This is a genomic window from Streptomyces orinoci, assembly GCF_003121295.1.
Taxonomy (GTDB): domain Bacteria; phylum Actinomycetota; class Actinomycetes; order Streptomycetales; family Streptomycetaceae; genus Streptomyces; species Streptomyces orinoci.
In genome coordinates this window covers 688635-709372 of record NZ_PHNC01000029.1, presented here as the reverse complement: position 1 = coordinate 709372, position 20738 = coordinate 688635, and the positions used below count along the sequence as shown (strand labels likewise).

At 71.7% G+C, this 20738-nt stretch carries 16 protein-coding genes; 11 read left to right on the top strand and 5 right to left on the bottom strand.

Features of this window, described 5'->3' with window-relative positions; genetic code table 11:
- Positions 1-71 precede the first annotated feature (71 nt).
- Both recD2 and CV755_RS17985 read left to right on the top strand, forming a co-directional pair.
- Positions 72-2294, top strand: a complete 2223-nt coding sequence (recD2, locus tag CV755_RS17990) for an SF1B family DNA helicase RecD2 (protein WP_109281239.1) — start codon at positions 72-74, stop codon at positions 2292-2294.
- A gap of 168 nt (positions 2295-2462) precedes the next feature.
- On the top strand, positions 2463-3752 hold the full coding sequence (locus tag CV755_RS17985) for a citrate synthase (RefSeq protein ID WP_109281238.1): 1290 nt from the start codon (positions 2463-2465) through the stop codon (positions 3750-3752).
- 496 nt (positions 3753-4248) lie between these two features.
- Here CV755_RS17985 and CV755_RS17980 read toward each other — a convergent pair whose 3' ends face one another.
- From CV755_RS17980 to CV755_RS17965, 4 genes are all read right to left on the bottom strand, one after another.
- Complete coding sequence (locus CV755_RS17980; protein WP_109281237.1) at positions 4249-4482, bottom strand: heavy-metal-associated domain-containing protein; 234 nt, start codon at positions 4480-4482, stop codon at positions 4249-4251.
- Positions 4483-4582: 100 nt separating this feature from the next.
- The gene (locus CV755_RS17975; protein ID WP_109281236.1) at positions 4583-4783 is read right to left on the bottom strand and encodes a MerR family transcriptional regulator; all 201 of its coding nucleotides are present in this window, start codon (positions 4781-4783) and stop codon (positions 4583-4585) included.
- Between the two features lie 199 nt (positions 4784-4982).
- Positions 4983-5999 (bottom strand): Gfo/Idh/MocA family protein, encoded by a 1017-nt coding sequence (locus tag CV755_RS17970; RefSeq protein WP_193553450.1) that lies wholly within the window; start codon positions 5997-5999, stop codon positions 4983-4985.
- Between the two features lie 27 nt (positions 6000-6026).
- On the bottom strand, positions 6027-6971 hold the full coding sequence (locus tag CV755_RS17965) for a sugar phosphate isomerase/epimerase family protein (RefSeq protein WP_109281234.1): 945 nt from the start codon (positions 6969-6971) through the stop codon (positions 6027-6029).
- Between the two features lie 176 nt (positions 6972-7147).
- Between CV755_RS17965 and iolC the strand changes: the two genes are divergently transcribed.
- The 6 genes from iolC (at position 7148) to CV755_RS17935 (ending at position 15688) form a co-directional block, all read left to right on the top strand.
- Complete coding sequence (gene iolC / locus CV755_RS17960) at positions 7148-8158, top strand: 5-dehydro-2-deoxygluconokinase (RefSeq protein WP_109281233.1); 1011 nt, start codon at positions 7148-7150, stop codon at positions 8156-8158.
- On the top strand, positions 8155-9024 hold the full coding sequence (locus tag CV755_RS17955; protein ID WP_109281232.1) for a Cgl0159 family (beta/alpha)8-fold protein: 870 nt from the start codon (positions 8155-8157) through the stop codon (positions 9022-9024). Before iolC ends, CV755_RS17955 begins: the two co-directional genes overlap by 4 nt.
- A gap of 214 nt (positions 9025-9238) precedes the next feature.
- Positions 9239-10108 (top strand): 5-deoxy-glucuronate isomerase, encoded by an 870-nt coding sequence (iolB, locus tag CV755_RS17950; RefSeq protein ID WP_422070580.1) that lies wholly within the window; start codon positions 9239-9241, stop codon positions 10106-10108.
- Positions 10105-12006 carry a 3D-(3,5/4)-trihydroxycyclohexane-1,2-dione acylhydrolase (decyclizing) gene (gene iolD / locus CV755_RS17945; RefSeq protein WP_109281230.1) on the top strand — a complete coding sequence of 634 codons (1902 nt, stop codon included), beginning with the start codon at positions 10105-10107 and terminating at the stop codon, positions 12004-12006. The genes iolB and iolD overlap by 4 nt, the downstream gene beginning before the upstream one ends.
- Before the next feature lie 18 nt (positions 12007-12024).
- On the top strand, positions 12025-13518 hold the full coding sequence (locus tag CV755_RS17940; protein ID WP_109281229.1) for a CoA-acylating methylmalonate-semialdehyde dehydrogenase: 1494 nt from the start codon (positions 12025-12027) through the stop codon (positions 13516-13518).
- A 70-nt stretch (positions 13519-13588) separates the two neighbouring features.
- On the top strand, positions 13589-15688 hold the full coding sequence (locus CV755_RS17935) for an FUSC family protein (RefSeq protein WP_109281228.1): 2100 nt from the start codon (positions 13589-13591) through the stop codon (positions 15686-15688).
- Between the two features lie 380 nt (positions 15689-16068).
- Here the strand turns inward: CV755_RS17935 and CV755_RS17930 are convergent, their stop codons facing one another.
- Positions 16069-16668 (bottom strand): TetR/AcrR family transcriptional regulator, encoded by a 600-nt coding sequence (locus CV755_RS17930; RefSeq protein ID WP_109281227.1) that lies wholly within the window; start codon positions 16666-16668, stop codon positions 16069-16071.
- Positions 16669-16745: 77 nt separating this feature from the next.
- On the opposite strand from CV755_RS17930, the gene CV755_RS17925 reads away from it, so the two are divergent.
- The 3 genes from CV755_RS17925 to CV755_RS17915 all read left to right on the top strand — a co-directional run bounded on the left by CV755_RS17925 (position 16746) and on the right by CV755_RS17915 (position 20575).
- The gene (locus CV755_RS17925) at positions 16746-17261 is read left to right on the top strand and encodes a PH domain-containing protein (RefSeq protein ID WP_109281226.1); all 516 of its coding nucleotides are present in this window, start codon (positions 16746-16748) and stop codon (positions 17259-17261) included.
- Positions 17258-18775, top strand: a complete 1518-nt coding sequence (locus CV755_RS17920; RefSeq protein WP_109281225.1) for a PH domain-containing protein — start codon at positions 17258-17260, stop codon at positions 18773-18775. The genes CV755_RS17925 and CV755_RS17920 overlap by 4 nt, the downstream gene beginning before the upstream one ends.
- 102 nt (positions 18776-18877) lie before the next feature.
- Entirely contained in the window at positions 18878-20575 is a 1698-nt protein-coding gene (locus CV755_RS17915) for a sigma-70 family RNA polymerase sigma factor (RefSeq protein WP_109281224.1), read from the top strand.
- Positions 20576-20738 lie beyond the last annotated feature (163 nt).

Genomic DNA, 20738 nt, shown 5'->3' with positions numbered 1-20738 from the left:
GGTCGGGGACCGGGCCCCTCGAATTCCGGATGGCCCGCGGCGCTGTCGGACCCCCGCTGTACCGTCGGAGCATGGTTCAACTGGCGGTCGTCGAAGGGGTTCTGGAGCGGATCACCTATGCCAACGAGGAGAACGGCTACACCGTCGCCCGGGTGGACACCGGCCGTGGCGGTGGCGACCTCCTCACGGTGGTCGGCTCGCTGCTCGGCGCCCAGCCGGGCGAGTCGCTGCGCCTGGAGGGCCGCTGGGGCTCCCATCCGCAGTACGGCCGCCAGTTCACGGTGGAGAACTACACCACCGTGCTGCCCGCCACCATCCAGGGCATCCGCCGCTATCTGGGCTCCGGCCTGATCAAGGGCATCGGCCCGCGTATCGCCGACCGCATCACCGAGCACTTCGGCACCGAGACGCTGGAGATCATCGAGAAGCAGCCGGAGCGCCTGATCGAGGTCCCCGGGCTGGGCCCCAAGCGGACCAAGCTGATCGGCGCCGCCTGGGAGGAGCAGAAGGCCATCAAGGAGGTGATGGTCTTCCTTCAGGGCGTGGGCGTCTCCACCTCCATCGCGGTGCGCATCTACAAGAAGTACGGTGACGCCTCCATCTCCGTGGTCCGCAACCAGCCCTACCGGCTGGCCGCCGATGTCTGGGGCATCGGCTTTCTGACCGCCGACCGCATCGCCCAGTCCGTGGGCATTCCGCATGACAGCCCGGAGCGGGTCAAGGCCGGTCTGCAGTACGCCCTTTCCCAGTCCACCGACCAGGGCCACTGCTTTCTGCCCGAGGAACGGCTGATCGCGGACGGGGTCAAGCTGCTCCAGGTGGACACCGGGCTGGTCATCGAGTGCCTGGACGAACTGGCCGCCGACCCCGAGGGGGTGGTGCGGGAGACCGTGCCCGGTCCGGAGGACGGGCAGCCGGTCACCGCCGTCTATCTGGTCCCCTTCCACCGGGCCGAACTCTCCCTGGCCGGGCAGCTGTCCAGACTGCTGAACGCCGCCGAGGACAGGCTGGCCGCCTTCACGGACGTCAACTGGGGCAAGGCGCTGGCCTGGCTGGCGGCGCGCACCGGCGCCGAGCTGGCGCCCGAGCAACAGCAGGCCGTCCAACTGGCCCTGACCAGCAGGGTGGCGGTGCTCACCGGCGGCCCCGGCTGCGGCAAGTCCTTCACGGTGCGCTCGGTGGTGGAGCTGGCGCGGGCCAAGCAGGCCAAGGTGGTGCTGGCCGCGCCCACCGGCCGCGCCGCCAAACGCCTGGCCGAGCTCACCGGGGCCGAAGCCTCCACCGTGCACCGGCTGTTGGAGCTCAAGCCGGGCGGTGACGCCGCCTATGACCGGGACCGCCCGCTGGACGCCGACCTGGTGGTGGTGGACGAGGCATCCATGCTGGATCTGCTGCTGGCCAACAAGCTGGTCAAGGCGGTGCCGCCGGGTGCTCATCTGCTGCTGGTGGGTGATGTGGACCAACTCCCCTCGGTGGGCGCGGGGGAGGTGCTGCGCGATCTGCTGGCCCCGGGCGGCCCGGTCCCGGCGGTCCGGCTCACCCGGATCTTCCGGCAGGCGCAGCAGTCGGGAGTGGTGACCAACGCCCACCGGATCAACTCCGGCCAGCCGCCGATCACTTCGGGGCTGGCCGACTTCTTTCTGTTCGCCGAGGAGGACACCGAGGAGGCGGCCCGGCTCACGGTGGATGTGGCCGCCCGGCGGATCCCCGCCAGGTTCGGCCTGGATCCGCGCCGGGACGTCCAGGTGCTGGCCCCCATGCACCGGGGCCCGGCCGGCGCCGGGAACCTCAACGGTCTGCTTCAGCAGGTCATCACGCCCGCCCGCCCGGACACCGTGGAACGGCGGTTCGGCGGCCGGGTGTTCCGGGTGGGCGACAAGGTCACCCAGATCCGCAACAACTATGAAAAGGGCGCCAATGGGGTCTTCAACGGCACCGTCGGCGTGGTCACCGCCCTGGACCCGGTGGAGCAGCGGCTGACCGTCCATACCGACGAAGACGAGGAAGTGCCCTATGACTTCGGTGAACTGGACGAGCTGGCCCATGCCTACGCCATGACCATCCACCGCTCCCAGGGCAGCGAGTATCCGGCGGTGGTGATCCCGGTCACCACCAGCGCCTGGACCATGCTCCAGCGCAATCTGCTCTATACGGCGGTAACCAGGGCAAAACGACTGGTGGTGCTGGTGGGCTCCCGGCGGGCCCTGGGGCAGGCGGTGCGTACGGTCGGCTCGGGCCGGCGCTGCACGGCCCTCGATCACCGGCTGGGGGCCGGAGGTGTTGTTCGTCTCTGAACGGTTTACCAATCCGGACGAAGGGGGCAGTATGGCCAGGTTGGCGGCACTGAGTGCCGCCCTTAGGCCCTATGGCCGACCCCGAGTGCACGTTCATCGGCCAAATGGGGGAAGGTAGGGGTAGTCAGGGCACCTCAAAGAAGAGGCACAACGTCGGTGAGGGATGACGTGAGCGACAACTCTGTAGTAGTGCGTTACGGGGACGGCGAATACACCTACCCGGTGGTCGACAGCACCGTCGGCGACAAGGGCTTCGATATCGGCAAGCTGCGTGCCCAGACCGGTCTGGTGACCCTGGACTCCGGTTACGGCAACACCGCCGCCTATAAGTCCGCCATCACCTACCTCGATGGTGAGCAGGGCATTCTGCGCTACCGCGGCTACCCGATCGAGCAGCTGGCCGAGCGCAGCACCTTCATCGAGACCGCGTACCTGCTGATCAACGGCGAGCTGCCCACCGCCGAGGAGCTGTCGCGTTTCCAGGGCGAGATCACTCGGCACACCCTGCTGCACGAGGACGTCAAACGGTTCTACGACGGCTTCCCGCGGGACGCCCACCCGATGGCGATGCTGTCCTCCGTGGTCAGCGCGCTGTCCACCTTCTACCAGGACAGCCACAACCCCTTCGACGAGAAGCAGCGCAACCTCTCGACGATCCGGCTGCTGGCCAAGCTGCCCACCATCGCGGCCTACGCCTACAAGAAGTCCATCGGCCACCCGGTGGTCTACCCGCGTAACGACCTCGGCTATGTCGAGAACTTCCTGCGGATGACCTTCTCGGTGCCCGCCGCCGAGTTCGAGCTGGACCCGGTGGTGGTCAGCGCCCTGGACAAGCTGCTGATCCTGCACGCCGACCATGAGCAGAACTGCTCCACCTCCACGGTGCGCCTGGTGGGCTCCTCGCAGGCCAACCTGTTCGCCTCCATCTCGGCCGGCATCAACGCCCTGTGGGGCCCGCTGCACGGCGGCGCCAACCAGGCGGTGCTGGAGATGCTGGAGTCCATCGCCGCTTCCGGCGGTGATGTGGACTCCTTCATCCGCAAGGTGAAGAACAAGGAGGACGGTGTCCGCCTGATGGGCTTCGGGCACCGCGTCTACAAGAGCTTCGACCCGCGCGCCAAGATCATCAAGGCCGCGGCGCACGATGTCCTCTCCGCCCTCGGCAAGTCCGACGAGCTGCTGGACATCGCGCTCAAGCTGGAGGAGCACGCGCTGAGCGACGACTACTTCGTCTCGCGCAACCTCTACCCCAATGTGGACTTCTACACCGGCCTGATCTACCGGGCCATGGGCTTCCCCACCGAGATGTTCACCGTGCTCTTCGCGCTCGGCCGGCTCCCCGGCTGGATCGCCCAGTGGCACGAGATGATCAAGGAGCCCGGCTCCCGGATCGGCCGTCCGCGGCAGATCTACACCGGCGTGGTGGAGCGCGACTTCGTGCCTGTCGAACAGCGCTGACCCGGCGAACGCCCTGGCAGGACGCCCCGGGCCGGCCTTCCTCCGAAGGCGGGCCCGGGGCGTCCGGCTTTTCCGCGGACATGCGAGTAAAGGGCGGGTAAGTCTGTGTAGTCGGCATCAAATGAAAAGCGCCCCATGTCCGATCCCCCCACGGGTCGGCATGGGGCGCTTTCCGCCCGGCTCGGATTCCCCCCACGGGATCCGCCCGGGAGTCGAGCGGTGGCACGCATCTGCCGGGACGCGTACTTACGGGAGGGCCGCTCAAAGCTCCCCGGGTACGTGCCCCGGCCACGCGTGGCCCGACCGTCCCCCAAGACGGTCCAGCACTGCCTGGTTAGACCAATCGCCGGCCGGAATGGTTACCCCTAAATGGTTGTGATCTAGGTCTCTTTGCAAAAGGGGCGTAAAAGGGCAAGAGCCCTGATGGGGAAATCAGGGCTCAGTTAAGGCGGTACTGGGACGCGCGGTGCGGGGCGCGCGGCACCGGCCGCCGGGATCAGGCGCGCCCGGCCAGTTCGTAGCCCGCCTTGTCCACGGCGGCCCGGATGGCCTCGTCGTCCAGCGGGCCGGTGGCGGTGACGGTGACCTTGCCGCCGGCGGCGTCGGCCTTGACCGAGGTGACGCCCTCGATGGCGGAGATCTCGCTGTTGACGGCGCCCTCGCAGTGGCCACAGGTCATTCCGGTCACCCGGTAGACGACGGTGGTGGCGGAGTTGGTCTGGGAAGTCATGCCGGTGCTCCTTGGGGGGTCGGTGGCCGTTCCGGCCGTGGCTGCGTCAACAACAATATACCCCCTGGGGGTATTCCCCAGGGGGTGGGCGGCCGCGGTGTCAGACCCTGCGGCGGGGGCGGTTGCCGGGACGCTGGGCCACCCAGAGCCGGATGGTGTCGGCGAACCAGTAGGGCTTTCCGCCTTCGGTGAGGTCCGGAAGGGGCAGCAGGCCATGCTTGCGATAGGAGCGCACGGTGTCGGTCTGTACCCCGATATGCGCTGCGATCTCCCGGTAGGACCAGAGTCGACGGTCGGTCATCTCTCGCGCCTCTCCGCTGCGCCGCAGCTCCGGAGGGGGTCCGGCGGGGGGACTGCGGCGCGGCCTTCTTGATCAGCACCCTGGCCCGGCTGAACGACGGGGCCCGCACCCCGGAACGGGCTGTCGATCGGCTGTGACAGAAGGCTCGCCCGAATGTGACGACCGTAACCGGCGGGTGACGCGCTGTCAGGGCCCGCGGTCAGCCCAGCCCCGCCCGCCCGGCCACCTCCGCCGTACTGACCGGCCGGTTCTCCCGCCGGGACAGCTCACAGGCCTCGGCGACCAGCAGGGCACGCAGGCCCTCGTCGCCGGGGCACGGGCTGTTCCGCGCGCCGTGCACGGCGCTGACAAAGGCGGCCAGTTCCGCCCGGTACGCCCCCGCGAACCGCTCCAGGAAGCCGGTCCAGGGCCGCCGGGGCGCGCCCGGGCCGCCCGGCTCGGCGGAGGTGACCGGCGTACGGTCGTCCAGCCCCACCACCCATTGGTCCCGCTCGCCGCACAGCTCGGTACGTACGTCATAGCCGGCGCCGTTGTACCGGGTGGCGGTGGCGCCGACCAGGGTGCCGTCGTCCAGGGTGAGCAGGGCGGTGGCGGTGTCCACATCGCCGGTCTCCCGGAAGCAGGGGGCGCCGCCGGCCGAACCCCGGGCGTAGACCTCGGTCACCTCCCGTCCGGTCAGCCAGCGCACCGCGTCGAAGTCATGCACCATGCAGTCCCGGAACAGCCCGCCGGACAGCGGCAGGAACTCGGCGGGCGGGGGAGCGGGGTCGGAGGTGACCGTCCGGATGGTGTGCACCCGCCCCAGCCGGCCGGAGCGCAGCGCCTCCCGGGCGGCCAGGTAGCCGGCGTCGAAGCGGCGCTGGAAGCCGATCTGCAGCAGGGTGCCGGCCGCGGCCACCTGGCGCAGGGCGCGGACGGTGCCCGGCAGGTCCACCGCGATGGGCTTCTCGCAGAAGACCGGCAGCCCGGCGGCGGCCGCCCGGCCGATCAGCTCGGCATGGGCGGCGGTGGCGGTGGCGATCACCACCGCGTCCACCCCCGATTCCAGCGCCCGGCCCACCTCGCCGGCCGCCCGGCCCCCGGTCTGCCCGGCCAGTGCCTCGGCCCGGGCCGGGTCGGCGTCGGCGACCAGCAGTTCGGCCACCTCGGGCATCCGGCTGAGGGTCCGGGCGTGGAACGAGCCGATGCGGCCCGCGCCCAGCAGGGCGATGCGCAGCGTCATGGGGTCAGCCGTTCTCCTCGGTCACGCCCCGCAGGAGCGCAGAAAGGCGCGGGTGCGGCGGGCGATGGGCAGTGGGCGGTCCGGCGGGCAGGGGTACATGTCCTGTTCGACGATGGCGAAGAGATCGGCGTCCAGCCGCTGGGCGGCCTGGAGCACCGGCTCCAACGCCGGTACGCCCAGTGGTGGTTCGCACATCACACCCTGGCGCACCGCCGGGCCGAAGGGAGTGCCCCGCGCGGTGACCTCGGCCAGTACGGCCGGATCCACCTGTTTGAGGTGGAGGTAGCCGATCCGTTCGCCATAGGTTTCGATCAGCCGGACGCTGTCCCCGCCGCAGTAGGCGTAATGCCCGGTGTCCAGGCAGAGGTTGACCAGCCGGGGATCGGTGGCGTCCAGGAAGCGCCGGACATGTTCCTCGGTGTCGATATGGGTGTCGGCATGGGGATGGACCGCGATCCGCAGCCCATAGCGCTCCCGCACCTCATGACCCAGCCGCTCCATTCCGGTGGCCAGGTCGCGCCACTGGGCGGCGGTCAGCTCCCGGTCCTCGATGGGCTCGGCGGTGCGGTCGTCCCGCCAGAAGGAGGGGATGACCACCAGGTGCCCGGCGCCCATCTCCTGTGCCAGAGCCGCCACTTGGGACACCTGCGCCCAGGTCTCCTCCCATACCGCGGGCCCCCGGTGCAGCGCGGTGAACACCGTGCCCGCGGACACCCGCAGCCCCCGCCGGGCGGTCTCCTCGCGCAACCGGCCCGGATCGGTGGGGAGATACCCGTAGGGGCCGAGCTCGATCCACTCGTACCCGGCCTGGGACACCTCGTCCAGAAAGCGGGGCCAGGGCACTTGCAGCGGGTCCTGGGCGAACCAGACACCCCAGGAGTCGGGCGCCGAGCCGATCCGGATGCGGTCCAGGGGGGCGGTGGGGGCCGATTCCCTGCTGGCTGATTCCCTGCGGGCGGAGTCCATACGGCGGGTGGCCCTTCTGTCGCCGGGACGGGCTGACCCCAGACTCCGGCCCGGAGCGAGAGGGTGTCAAGACTTCGACAGGACATACGGACGTAACGTCATGCCGGATGCCCAACACGTCTATATGTAAGGACAATTCCTTGACAGGCTTGAGCGGGCGCCGTTAGACCTGAGCCATGAGCGAGCCGCCTGCCGGACCGTATGACGTGATCACCATGGGCCGTCTCGGTGTGGACCTCTACCCCCTGCGGGCCGGGGTGCCGCTGGCCGAGGTGGAGACCTTCGGCCGGTTCCTCGGCGGGTCCGCCGCCAATGTGGCCGTGGCCGCCGCCCGGCTGGGCCGCCGCACCGCACTGGTCAGCCGCACTGGGGCCGACCCCTTCGGCGAGTTCCTGCACCGGGCGCTGCGCGGCTTCGGGGTGGACGACCGCTGGGTGACCCCGGTGGAGGGATATCCCACGCCGCTCACCTTCTGCGAGATCTTCCCGCCCGATGACTTCCCCATCTACTTCTACCGCCGCCCCAAGGCCCCCGACCTGCACCTGGACCCCGGTGATCTGGACCTGGACGCCATCGCATCCGCCGGGGTGTTCTGGATGACCGGAACCGGCCTGTGCGAGGAACCCAGCCGCACCGCCACCCTGGCCGCGCTCCGGGCCCGCGGCCGGCGCTCCCGCACCGTCTTCGACCTGGACTGGCGGCCGGTGTTCTGGGGCGGCGCGGGCGGCGCCTCCTCGGACGGCGGCAGCACCGGCCATGACGCCATGGCCGCCGCCCGGCCGCACTACGCGGCGGCGCTGGCCCGGGCAACCGTGGCGGTGGGCAACGCGGACGAATGTGAAGTGGCCACCGGAGAGCGCGAACCACGGGCCGCCGCCGAGGCCCTGCTGGCCGCCGGGGTCGAACTGGCGGTGGTCAAGCAGGGGCCCAAGGGCGTACTGGCCGTCCACCGGGACGGGACCGTTGCCGAGGTGCCACCGGTCGAGGTGGAGGTGCTCAATGGACTGGGCGCGGGCGACGCCTTCGGCGGGGCACTCTGCCACGGCCTGCTGGCGGGCTGGGAGTTGACCGAGGTGATCCGCTATGCCAATGCCGCGGGCGCGCTGGTCGCCTCCCGGCTCGCCTGCTCCTCCGCGATGCCGCGGCCCGCGGAGATCGAGGCCCTGCTGGCCGGGCAGCGCCCATGAGCATCACCATCGCCGACCTCACCACCGTCCGCAGCCGCCATCCCGAGGCCATCGCGGAGGCCGCCGCCCGGCGGCCCCGGCGCCCCCTGCTCGGCGACAGCGGCCGGCTGCTGATCATCGCCGCCGACCACCCGGCGCGCGGCGCCCTGGAGGTGGGCGGCCGGGGCCCGGTGATGGCCGACCGGGCCGATCTGCTGGAACGCCTCTGCCTGGCCCTGACCCGCCCCGGTGTGGACGGGGTGCTGGCCGGGGCGGACATCCTGGACGATCTGCTGCTGCTCGGCGCCCTGGACCACAAGGTGGTGATGGGCTCGATGAACCGCGGCGGCCTGCTGGGCGCCTCCTTCGAACTGGACGACCGCTTCACCGGCCCGGGCGCCGAGGACCTGGCCCGGCGCGGCTTTGACGCGGGCAAGCTGCTGCTGCGCCTGGACTACCAGGACGCCGGTTCGCTGCGGACCCTGGAGTCCGCCGCCCGGACGGTGGACGCGATGGCCGCCCGGCGGCTGCCGCTGTTCATCGAGCCTTTCCTGTGCAGGGGTTCGGGGGGACGGCTGCGCACCGATCTGAGCGGCCGGGCCGTGGCCACCTCGCTGGCCATCGCCTCCGGGCTGGGCGCCAGCTCCGCCTACACCTGGCTGAAGGTGCCGGTCACCGAGGACCCCGCCGACCTGGAACGCGCACTGCGGGCGACGACCCTGCCGGTGGTGCTGCTGGGCGGGGACGAGGGGACGGATGTGTACGAGGGCTGGCGAATGGGCCTGCGGCTGCCGGGGGTTCGGGGGCTGGTGGCGGGACGGGCTCTGCTGTACCCCGCGGACGGGGATGTGGTGGGTGCGGTGGATCGGGCGGTGGCGCTGCTATGAGGGTGCCCCCTCAGGGGCGCGGGGCCTTGCCGGTTATGCGGCTCCGCCGCGTGGGCGCGAACAGCCACACTCGGCCTGCGGCCGGACGACGGGGGATATGGGCAGACGCCGTTTCATTGCCGGGTGCGGGCCGCCGGTGGCTGGTCGCGCAGTTCCCCGCGCCCCTGACGGGGCGCCCCCAACAGCACTCACAGGAGACGACATCGTGACCGTCATCAAACACCACCTCCGGGGGAACCCCGCCCCGCACCGCCTCAACATCACCCCCCAAGGGGCCGGTTGGACCCACACCTCCCTCACCGTCCTCGAACTGCCCCCGGGCGGAACCCACACCCTCCCCACCGCCGACAGCGAATGGATCGTGCTGCCGCTCCGCGGCGCCTGTACCGTCGCCATCGACGGCCAAACCTTTGAACTCCACGGGCGGGCAAGCCCCTTCACGGCCACCACCGACTTCGCCTACGCCCCACGCGACGCGCAGCTCACCCTCACCACCGCCCACGGCGGCCGCTTCGCCCTCCCCGGCGCCCGCTGTGAACGGAGACTGGCCGCCCGTTACCGCCCCGCAAGCGGCATCCCCGTAGAGCTCCGCGGCAGCGGACCCTGCTCCCGACAGGTCAACAACTTCGCCGCCGCGGACACTTTCGAGTGTGACCGGCTGATCGCGGTGGAGGTGCTCACCCCGGGCGGCAACTGGTCCTCGTACCCCCCGCACAAGCACGACGAGGAACACCCGGGCGAGGAGTCCGCGCTGGAGGAGATCTATTACTACGAGATCTCCGAGGCGCATGGCACGCCCGGCCTGGGCTATCAGCGGGTGACCCCCTCCGGGCCGGACCACCGTACCGATGTGCTGGCCGAGGTCCGTACCGGCGATGCCGTACTGATCCCGGACGGCTGGCATGGGCCCTCCATCGCCGCCCCCGGACACGATATGTACTACCTCAATGTCATGGCCGGTCCCGGCGCCGAACGCCGCTGGCTTATCCGGGACCATCCCGAGCACGCCTGGATCCGCGACAGTTGGCCCGATCAGCCGGTGGACCCCCGGCTTCCGCTCTACCCGGCAGGAGATCCCCGATGACCCCACGGCCGGCCCGGCGGCTCACCGTCGCCCAGGCACTGGTGGAGTTCCTGGCTCACCAGTACAGCGAGCGGGACGGGCGGCGCCGGCGTCTGATCGCCGGCTGCTGGGGCATCTTCGGCCATGGCAATGTGGCCGGCATCGGCCAGGCCCTGCTGGAGACCGGGCAGCAGGCCATGCCCTTCCACCAGGGCCGCAATGAACAGGCCATGGTGCATGCGGCGGTGGGCTACGCCCGCGAGTGCGGGCGGCTCTCGGCGCAGGCGGTGACCACCTCCATCGGACCGGGCGCCACCAATCTGGTCACCGGTGCCGCGCTGGCCACCATCAACCACCTGCCGGTGCTGCTGCTGCCCGGCGACACCTTCGCCACCCGCCCCGCCGATCCGGTGCTCCAGCAGCTCCAGCGGCCCGGCGCGGGCGATGTCTCGGTCAATGACTGTCTGCGCCCGGTCTCCCGCTACTTCGACCGGATCACCCGCCCCGAGGCGCTGATCCCGGCCGCCCTGGAGGCCATGCGGGTGCTGGCGGACCCGGCCGAGACCGGCGCGGTCACCCTGGCCCTGCCCCAGGACGTCCAGGCCGAGGACTTCGACTGGCCCGAGGAGTTCCTCGCCGACCGGGTCTGGCCGGTGCGCCGCCCGGTGCCGGACCCGGATGCCGTGGCCGAGGCGGTACGGGCGGTACGGGCCGCGCGCCGCCCGCTGCTGGTCGTCGGCGGAGGCGTACGGCACAGCGGGGCCGAGGCGGAACTGTCCGCCTTCGCCCTGGCCACCGGTATCCCGCTGGCCACCACCCAGTCCGGCAAGGGCGCGGTGGACCACCAACTGCCCATGGACCTGGGCGGCATCGGCCACACCGGCACGGCGGTGGCCGGTCAACTCGCCCGCACCGCCGACCTGGTGATCGGCGTCGGCACCCGCTACACCGACTTCACCACCGCCTCGGCCACCCTCTTCGCCGATCCCGACGTCCGCTTTGTCAACCTCAACATTGCCTCCTTCGACGCCCATAAGCTCTCCGCCCTGGCCCTCACCGGTGACGCCCGCGCCGGACTCCAGGCGCTGCGCGCGGAGTTGACCGGCTACCGGGTGCCGGATGACTACGAGCGGGAGTACACCCGGGGCCGCCATGAGTGGCGCCGGATCACCGAACGCGTCCTGGCCCCGGGGCGCCCGGCGGACCGGCCCACCCAGTTGCAGGTGCTGGGCGCGCTCCGCCGGGTGGTGGGGGCGGAGGATGTGGTGATCAACGCGGCCGGTTCGCTCCCCGGCGATCTGCACCGCTTCTGGCCCTCGCATGGCACCGGCGACTACCACGTGGAGTACGGCTACTCCTGTATGGGCTATGAGATCCCGGCCGCGCTGGGGGTCCGGCTGGCCTCCGGCCGTACCGTCTGGGCCCTGGTCGGGGACGGCACCTATCTGATGATGCCCACCGAACTGGTCACCGCCGTCCAGGAGAACATCCCGGTCAGGGTGGTCCTGGTGCAGAACCATGGCTATGCCTCGATCGGCGGGCTGTCCGCCTCGGTCGGCGCCGAGGGCTTCGCCACCGCCTACCGCTACCGGGCCCCCGACGGTTCGTACACCGGCGACCCGCTCCCGGTGGACCTGGCCGCCAACGCCGCCTCGCTGGGCGTACGGGTGCTGCGGGCCCGTACCACCGCCGAGCTGGCCGAGGCGCTTCAGACGGCCCGTACCGCCGACGGCCCCGTGTGTGTCCATGTGGAGACCGAAACGGCCGACACAGTGTCGGGCGCGCCGCCCGCCCAGGCGTGGTGGGATGTGCCCGTCGCCCGTACCGCGACCCGCCCGGCGGCCCTGGCGGCGCGGGCGGAGTACGACAGGCAGGCCGCCGCACGTCGCCGGTATCTCCAGGTCAGCCGGTATCCCTAGGTCAGTGAGAGGCAGCAGATGAAGACCGTCAGCCACTGGATCGGCGGCCGGGCCGTCGAAGGCGCCTCCGGTTCATATGGACCCGTCACCGATCCCGCCACCGGCGAGGTCACCACCCGGGTCGCCCTGGCCTCGGCGGCCGAGGTCGATACGGCGGTGGCCAACGCCAAGGAGGCGTACCGCAGTTGGGGAACCTCCTCGCTGGCCGCCCGTACCTCGGTGCTGTTCGCCTACCGGGCGCTGCTGGACGCGCACCGCGAGGACCTGGCCCGGCTGATCACCGCCGAGCACGGCAAGGTGCACTCGGACGCCCTGGGCGAGGTGGCCCGCGGGCTGGAGATCGTGGAGCTGGCCTGTGGCATCACCACCCAGCTGAAGGGGGAGCTGTCCACCGAGGTGTCCAGCCGGGTCGATGTGGCCGCCATCCGGCAGCCGCTCGGGGTGGTGGCCGGCATCACCCCGTTCAACTTCCCGGCCATGGTGCCGCTTTGGATGTTCCCGCTGGCCATCGCCTGCGGCAACACCTTTGTTCTCAAGCCCAGCGAGAAGGACCCCTCGGCCGCCCTGCTGCTGGCCGAACTGGCCCAGCGGGCCGGGCTGCCGGACGGTGTGTTCAATGTGGTCAACGGTGACAAGGTGGCGGTGGACCGGCTGCTGGAACACCCGGATGTGGCCGCCGTCTCCTTTGTGGGCTCCACCCCCATCGCCCGGCATATCCACCGCACCGCCGCCGCCAACGGCAAGCGGGTGCAGGCGCTGGGCGGGGCCAAGAACCATATGCTGGTGCTGCCGGACGCCGACCTGGACGCGGCCGCGGACGCCGCGGTCTCGGCGGCCTATGGGTCCGCGGGGGAGCGCTGTATGGCGGTCTCGGCGGTGGTCGCGGTGGGCGACACCGGCGACGCCCTGGTGGCCAGGATCCGGGACCGGGCCGAGAAGATCAAGATCGGGCCGGGGAACGACCCCGCCTCCGAGATGGGCCCGCTGATCACCCGGGAGCACCGGGACAAGGTCGCCTCCTATGTCACCGGGGCCGCCGCCCAGGGTGCCGAAGTGGTGCTGGACGGCACCGGGTTCACGGTGGAGGGATACGAGAACGGGCACTGGATCGGGCTGTCCCTGCTGGACAAGGTGCCGGTGACGGCCGACGCCTACCGGGACGAGATCTTCGGGCCGGTGCTCTGCGTACTGCGTGCGGCCACCTATGAGGAGGGCCTGGCCCTGATCAACTCCTCGCCCTGGGGCAATGGCACCGCCATCTTCACCCGGGACGGCGGCGCGGCCCGGCGCTTCCAACTGGAGGTGCAGGCGGGCATGGTGGGGGTCAATGTGCCGATTCCGGTGCCGGTGGGTTACCACTCCTTCGGCGGCTGGAAGGACTCGCTCTTCGGCGACCACCACATCTACGGGAACGACGGCGTCCACTTCTACACCCGGGGCAAGGTGGTCACCACCCGCTGGCCGGACCCGCAGGACGGCGGGGTGGACCTGGGCTTCCCGAGCCATCGCTGAGGGCGTCCCTCAGGGTGCGGGGCGCTGAACCCGGAACCGCCTGGAACCAGCCATTCCGTAAGCTCAGGCCATGACCTGGTCAAGCGCCCTGAAGGACACCGCCCGAGCCGGGCTGACGATCGAGCGCACCCCGCTCGAACCGAAGCTCGCCCTGCGCAGTGCCTGCGGCGTCGCCCTGGTCATCGGTGTCCTGCTGGCCGTCGCCACCCCCGCCCTGGCCGTCTCCTCCGCCTTTGGCGCCTTCGCCGCCGGACTGGCCACTTTTCAGCGCAGCTGGCGGCCCCGCCCGGTGCTGGCGCTGGGGGTGGCGGCCGGACTGGGTATCAGCACCTTCCTCGGCTATCTGGCCGCCTTCAACCACATTGTCTTCGTCGTCCTGCTGACGGTATGGACCCTGCTGGCCGGAATGGCCTGGGCGGTGGGCCCGGTCTCCGGCCTGGTCGCCACCCAGACCGTCGCGGTGATGCTGGTGACCGTCACCCTGCCCACCTCCGTATGGGGCGCGGTGCACCATGCCGCGCTGATCGTGGTCGGCGGTCTGGTGCAGGCGCTGCTGATTGTGCTGTTCCCGATCAGGCCCTGGGGGCTGCAACGGGACGCCCTGGCCGACGCGCTGGCCGCCGAGGCGGACTATGCGCGCCGGCTCCGCCATGACCCGATGGCCCCCTTCGACCCCCATCCGCTGATCGAGGCCCGCGCGGCCGCCGAGCTCACACCCCGCCAGGCCCGTAACCGCCCACGCCAGCTGGGCGGCCCGCGCGGCATCGCGGAACGGCTGCGCCCGGTGCTGGCCGCGCTGGCCGACCCGGTGGTCGGCGCCCCCGCTGAGGGTCCGGAACGCGACCGGGTACGGGACCTGCTGGGCGCCACCGCCGTGGTGCTGGACGCGGTGGCCCGCGCCATCCGCTGGGGCAAGCCGGTGAAGCTGCCGCCGGAGGCGATGGCGGTGCTGCGGGTGCCGGAGTCCGGACCGATGCTCACCGGCCCGGCCCGCCGCTCCGCGTACCGGCTGATGGCCCTGCTGGGCGACGCGGTGGACCAGACCGACGAGCCGGGCCGCGGCACCCGCCGGGCACCGGCCCAGGAGCCCCGCCATCTGCTGCGGCCCACGGTGCCCCGTCTGGTGCCGGTGGTGCTGCGTGCCCTGCACCGGGAGGCCCGCTGGTCCTCGCCGGTCGGCCGGCACGCGGTACGGGTCTCGGCGGTGGCCTCGGTCGGCTATGTGCTGGGCACCGCGCTGCCGCTGGGCCATGGCTACTGGGCGCCGATGGCCTCGGTGATGGTGATGCGCCCGGACTTCGCCCAGACCTACACCCGGGGTGTGGCGCGCTTTGCCGGCACCGTGATCGGCGTACTGATCGGGGCGGCGCTGGCCGCCCTGCTGCACCCCGGGGTGTATGTGTGCGCCGCGCTGGCGGTGGTCTGCGTGGGGCTGGGCTATCTGCTCACTGGCACCGGCTACATCGTGGTCTCGGCCTGTATCGGCGCCTATGTGATCTTTCTGCTGGGCATGGTGGGCGAAGGCTGGTCGCAGACCGTCCAGGCCAGGGTGGCGCTGACCCTGCTGGGCGGACTGCTGGCCATGGCCGGGTACGCCCTGCTGCCGATCTGGGAGACGTCCCGGCTGCGCGACCGGCTGGCCGAGTGGCTGTCGGCCAACGGCCGTTATGCGCTGGCGGTGCTGGACGTCCACGCACGGCCCGCCGAGCGCAACCAGCGCCGGGTACGGGAGGCGTTGCTGGACCAGCGGGCGGCCAGAGTGGCCTGGGAGGAGGCGGCCGAACGCGCCCTGAAGGAGCCGGTACGCCACCGGGGCATCTCCCGCACCGCCGAACGCGCGGCGGACTCCGCGCTGGCCACCATGGGCCGGGTGACCATGCTGATGGAGGCCCACCTGCCGGACCGCGAGGCCCAACCCTCCCCGGCTGCCGGGCAGTTCGCCCGCGCATTGCAGCAAGCGCTCCCGGACGCGGTGACTGCTGTCCGCGAACGCCGCGCCCTGGACTGGTCATTGCCACGCCAGGCACTGGCCGAGTGGCACGCCCGGGAGGGCGACGAGGGAGTAGCCGTCCGCGGCTCCGAACTCCTGGTGGACGCCCTGGACGAACTGGCCGCGGCCTTGTCCCCCGGCCCCGGCGGCCGTAACCGGGCGGCGCGGCGCGGGGCTTGAGGGGCGCGGGGCAGCTGCCTTATGCAGCTCCGCCGCGCGGGCGCGCCCCCCACGGCCCGCGGCCGACCGACCTCTGCTGCTGGCAGTCGCCATCAACTCGCCGGGTACGCCCTGTCAGGGGCGCGGGGAACTGTGCGACCAGCCCAAGCGGACCCGCACCCGAGCGGCAACGGTCGCAGGCAGACGCCGTTTCATCGCCGGGTGCAGCCCGGTGGGCGTTGTGCCCACCCTCCCCCAGCTACCGCTGGGGGGTGCCCCCATCGCCCTGCGGCACGCCTGCCCACAACGCGGCGGTTGCGCCCCTTCAGGGGCGCGGGGAACTGCGCGAGCAACCACATACAACCCGCACCCGGAAACGTGCCAAACGCACCGCCCACCCCCTACCCCCCGAACACCCCCCCAAGATGCTCATCCACCAACCCCATCGCCGCCCCCGGCGCCAGCACATCCAGCAGCACCGCATTGGCCAGCCCATCCGTCAGCGCCAGCAACCGCACCGCCTCCCGCTCGGGGTCCAGCCCCGCCGTCAACTCGCCGCGCTCGGCGGCGATTCGTAGCTGGTCGGCCAGCAGACCGCGCAGCGCCAGCACCCCCTCCCGCGCCTGCGGCCGCAGCCCCTCATCGTGCAGAACCCGCACCAGGTACCCCAGTTGCACCCGCAGCGCAACCCGCTGCTCCTCCGACAGCGGCAGCAGCTCCGCCGCGATCTCCCGCAGCACCGCCCTAGGCGTCGGCTCCGGGTAACCGGTGGCCACCCGCTTGCGGATCCGTTCCCCGGACAGTGCGCTGAAGTGCTCCAGGGTGAAGCGCAGCATCTCCTCCCTGGTGGCGAAGTAGTGCTGCAACTGCCCCAGTGAGATACCCGCTTCGGCGGCCACATCGCGCAGACTGGCCCCCTCCAGACCCCGCGTGCTGGCAATCCGCCAGAGCGCTCCGGCGATCCGCTGCCGGCGCTCCTGGTGGTCCACACGCCTGGGCACTGCCGTCGCCCTCCCTTTTCCAAGTCAGCTGTATTGCTATACCTTACCGGCGGCACCAACAAGAGGGGGTTCACTCCATGACCGATACCGGGCTCAGGCTCCGCCCGCCGCGCAACAAGGTCGATCCCCGAGCCCGCCGCTGGTGGCGGACCCAAGCCCTGCTGCTGCCCGGCGGCCCGCTGCTGCTGACCGCCGCCGCACTGCTGCTGCTCTCCGTCCTCTTCTTCCCCGGCGCCCTGCCCTGGCTGGTCCCCCTCACCCTGCTTCTCCTGGTGCTGCCCGCCCTGGTGTTCATCCTGGTGATGCCGCGACTGCGCTATCGCGTACACGCCTGGGAGGTGGGGGAGTCGGCCGTCTACACCGCCGACGGCTGGTTCTGGCAGCGGCGCCGGATAGCCCCGCTGAGCCGGGTACAGACCGTGGACACCGTACGCGGCCCGCTTCAGCGCCGGTACGGACTGGCCACCGTCACCGTCACCACCGCGTCCACGGCCGGCGCGGTACGGATCGCGGGCCTGTCCGATGAGGACGCCCGGCAGATGGCCGAGCGCATCGCCGAAGCCGCCCGCCTGGTACGCGAGGACGCGACATGAGCGAGGTCAATGGAGACGGCATGAGCGAGGCCCGCGCAGGCGAAACCAGCGAGGCCAACAGCCAATGGCGCAAGCTGGATCCCCGCACCCTGCTCGCCCACTGCGCCTGGCTGGGCCCACCCCTGGGCTCGCTGGCCCTGACCGCCCTGGCCACCGGAGGGCACCTCACCACCCGCGCCTGGATCACCCTCGGCATCATCGCGCTGGTCTTCACCGTCATCACCGCGGCCGGTTTCGTCATCTGGCGCCGTACCCGGTTCCGGGTCACCACGGAAGCCCTGGAGTTGCGCACCGGCCTGCTGTCCCGCCGGTTCCGCTCCATCCCCCTGCACCGGATCCGCAATATCGACCTGACCGCCAGCCCCGTCCAGCGCGTACTGGGCCTGGTGGTGCTGCGCATCGGAACCGGCGGCCACCAGAAGCGGATTGCCCTGGAGACGCTCTCCCGCGCCGAGGCCGAACGCCTGCGTACCGAACTGCTCGCCCGCGGCGGGACACCGGCCGCCGACGCGGTGCTCGCCACCGCCGATCCCCGCTGGCTGCGCTATGCCCCGCTCACCTTCTGGGTGTTCGGTGGGGTGCTGACCGCCGGCGGCGGTCTGTGGCGGGCCCTGGACGGCATGGGCATCAAACCCTGGGAAATCGGTCCGGTCCGGAACTCCTTCGCCGAACTCGGCCATCGCGCCCTGTGGTTGACGATCCCCCTCGCCCTGATCGCCGTCCTCGCACTGGGCACCCTCGGCGCCATCGCCCTCTATATCAAGGACTGGTGGCGCTACCGGCTGGAGTGGTCCGACCCCGCCACCCTGCGGGTCAGCCGGGGCCTGCTCACCACCCACTCCGTCTCCATCGAACGAGCCCGCCTGCGCGGCGTGGCCATCGACGAACCGCTGCTGCTGCGGGCCGGCGGCGGCGCCACGGTGCATGCCGTGGCCGGCGGGCTGGGCAACCAGGAGGAGAACGAGAAGCGCAGCATCCTGATGCCGCCCGCCCCCCGGGCCGAGGCGCTGCGGATACGGGCCGGGGTGCTGGGCGAGGAGATCGACACCGACCAACTGCGCCCGCATCCCCGGGTAGCCCTGCGCCGCCGTATCACCAGGGTGCTGGCCTGGGCCGTCCTCCCGGTGACCGTGGTCCTGACGCTCCTCGGCGCGCTGCTCACCCCCGTCCTCCTCTGGTGTGCGCTGGGCTGGCTGCTGCTCTCCGTCCCGCTCGCCCTGACCCTGGCGCGCAGCGCCTACCGGGCCCTGGGCCATGAACTGCGCGGCCGCTGGCTGGTGATCCGCTCGGGCACGCTATGGCGCCGGACGGTGGCCCTGGACCGTACCGCCGTGGTCGCCTGGACCTTCACCGACTCCCCGTTCTCCCGCCGGGCGGGCGTCTGCACCACCACCGCCGCGGTGGCGGTCGCCCGGTGCGCGGACGGACATCACATCCGCGATATGGCGGCCCAAGACGCCGCGGGCTTCGCGGAGTCGGTCACCCCCGGCCTGCTCCGCGAGTTTCTGGTGTGACGCGCGCCACGTCCGTCCCGCCGAATTTCTGTTATCCAGTGCCCTCCGGGCCGTCTCCTCTATGTCGGCTTGAACCAACGAGAGGGGTGTGTGGGCGTGCACATGGAGAATGTGGCCCTGATAGAGGCGGCGCGGGCGGGGGACACCGCCGCGCAGGACGAGCTGGTCACCGCCTGCATGCCGCTCGTCTACAACATCGTGGGACGGGCCCTCAACGGTCACGCGGACGTGGACGACGTGGTGCAGGAGACCATGCTCCGCGTGGTCAACGGCCTGCGCGAACTCCGCGACCCCGCCAGTTTCCGCTCCTGGCTGGTGGCCATCACCACCAACCAGATACGCGGCCACTGGCGCGCCCAGCGGCCGGAGACCCCGGTCAGTGAGCTGCCCGAGACGGTCGCCGAAGTGCCGGACCCCGCCGGGGACTTCGTCTCCCTCACCATTGTCCGCCTCGGCCTGCAGGGCCAGCGCCGCGAGGTGGTGGAGGCCACCCGCTGGCTGGACCCGGGCGAGCGGGAGACCCTCTCCCTGTGGTGGCTGGAGGCCGCCGGGGAACTGACCCGCGCCGAGGTGGCGGCCGCGCTGGAGCTCACCCCTCAGCACACCGCGGTCCGCGTCCAGCGCACCAAGGCCCAGCTGGACACCGCCCGTGGGGTGGTACGGGCCCTGTCCGTCACCCCCCGCTGCCAGGAACTGGCCTCTCTGCTCGCCCCCTGGGACGGTGTCCCGTCCGCCCTGTGGCGCAAGCGCATCGCCCGCCATGCCCGCACCTGCGGCCAGTGCGGTGGCGCCTGGTCGGCCCTGGTCCCCGCCGAGGGCCTGCTGGTGGGCTTCGGCCTGGTGCCGGTGACGGCGGCGCTGCTGGAGTGGTGGCGCAGCGGGGCGGTGCTGCACACCCAGTCGATGGCGGCTCAGTCGATGGCGGCCACCCAGTCCATGCCGGTGACCCAGTCCATACCGGGCGCCTCATCGACACCGGCCGGGCAGTCGATACCGTCCGCCTCCGCTGCCCCGTCCGCATCCTCCGCCTCGCATGCCAAGGGGCGCGGGCGCCGGCGCGCACGCCCCGGCAACCGCAAGGGCGCCCTGGCCGCCGGTACCGCCGTGGCCGTGCTGGCTGCCGTGGCCGGTGGGGTCTACCTCTTCAACGGCTCCCAGGACCGCGAGGTACGCGGCCAGTCCGCCACCGATGCCGGCCAGGTACGCGCCCTCAACGACCGCACCATCCCGGCGACTTCCCCCAGCCCCTCCGCCACCGTCCGCCCCAGCGCCTCCCCCTCCGCCAAGCCCAAGCCCTCCCCCTCCGCCTCCCGGACCGCCAAGCCCTCGGCCACCCCCACCACCGAGGCCCCCGAGCCCAGCGCCACCACCGAGCGCCCGGCTCCCAAGCCGGTGGCGCCCACCGTGGACGACGCCTCCGGCTCCCTGGCCGAGCAGGTGATAGCCCTGGTCAACGCCGAACGCGCCAAGGTGGGCTGCTCGCCGGTCCGCAACAACTCCCAGCTGGCCGCCGCCGCCCAGCGCCACTCCGACGACATGGCCGCCCGTAACTTCTTCGACCACACCAACCCCGATGGCCAGGGCCCGGGCGAGCGCATCACCGCCGCCGGCTACCAGTGGAGCACCTATGGCGAGAACATCGCCTATGGCCAGCAGACCCCTGCCTCGGTGATGGACTCCTGGATGCACAGCTCCGGCCACCGCGCCAACATCCTCAACTGCTCCTTCAAGGACCTCGGCGTAGGCGTCAACCAGGCCCCCGGCGGCCCCCGCTGGACCCAGGACTTCGGCGCCAAGTGAGCCCTCTGGGGCGCGCGTAAGGGACGTGGGGCCGCACCGGATACGCGGCTCCGCCGCCCGGGCGCGCCCAATGGCTGGTCAACCAGCCGCACAATGGCCACACTTGCAGCATTGACGAGGCGGCGCCCGGGGGAGCCGCGCCGCCTCCAGAGCTCATGGAGCC

Coding starts and splice junctions, on each gene's coding strand:
- recD2 (WP_109281239.1), top strand. CDS start 72: ATGGTTCAACTGGCGGTCGTCGAAGGGGTTCTGGAGCGGATCACCTAT.
- CV755_RS17980 (WP_109281237.1), bottom strand. CDS start 4,482: ATGACTTCCCAGACCAACTCCGCCACCACCGTCGTCTACCGGGTGACC.
- CV755_RS17975 (WP_109281236.1), bottom strand. CDS start 4,783: ATGACCGACCGTCGACTCTGGTCCTACCGGGAGATCGCAGCGCATATC.
- CV755_RS17965 (WP_109281234.1), bottom strand. CDS start 6,971: ATGGACTCCGCCCGCAGGGAATCAGCCAGCAGGGAATCGGCCCCCACC.
- iolC (WP_109281233.1), top strand. CDS start 7,148: ATGAGCGAGCCGCCTGCCGGACCGTATGACGTGATCACCATGGGCCGT.
- CV755_RS17955 (WP_109281232.1), top strand. CDS start 8,155: ATGAGCATCACCATCGCCGACCTCACCACCGTCCGCAGCCGCCATCCC.
- iolD (WP_109281230.1), top strand. CDS start 10,105: ATGACCCCACGGCCGGCCCGGCGGCTCACCGTCGCCCAGGCACTGGTG.
- CV755_RS17940 (WP_109281229.1), top strand. CDS start 12,025: ATGAAGACCGTCAGCCACTGGATCGGCGGCCGGGCCGTCGAAGGCGCC.
- CV755_RS17935 (WP_109281228.1), top strand. CDS start 13,589: ATGACCTGGTCAAGCGCCCTGAAGGACACCGCCCGAGCCGGGCTGACG.
- CV755_RS17925 (WP_109281226.1), top strand. CDS start 16,746: ATGACCGATACCGGGCTCAGGCTCCGCCCGCCGCGCAACAAGGTCGAT.
- CV755_RS17920 (WP_109281225.1), top strand. CDS start 17,258: ATGAGCGAGGTCAATGGAGACGGCATGAGCGAGGCCCGCGCAGGCGAA.
- CV755_RS17915 (WP_109281224.1), top strand. CDS start 18,878: ATGGAGAATGTGGCCCTGATAGAGGCGGCGCGGGCGGGGGACACCGCC.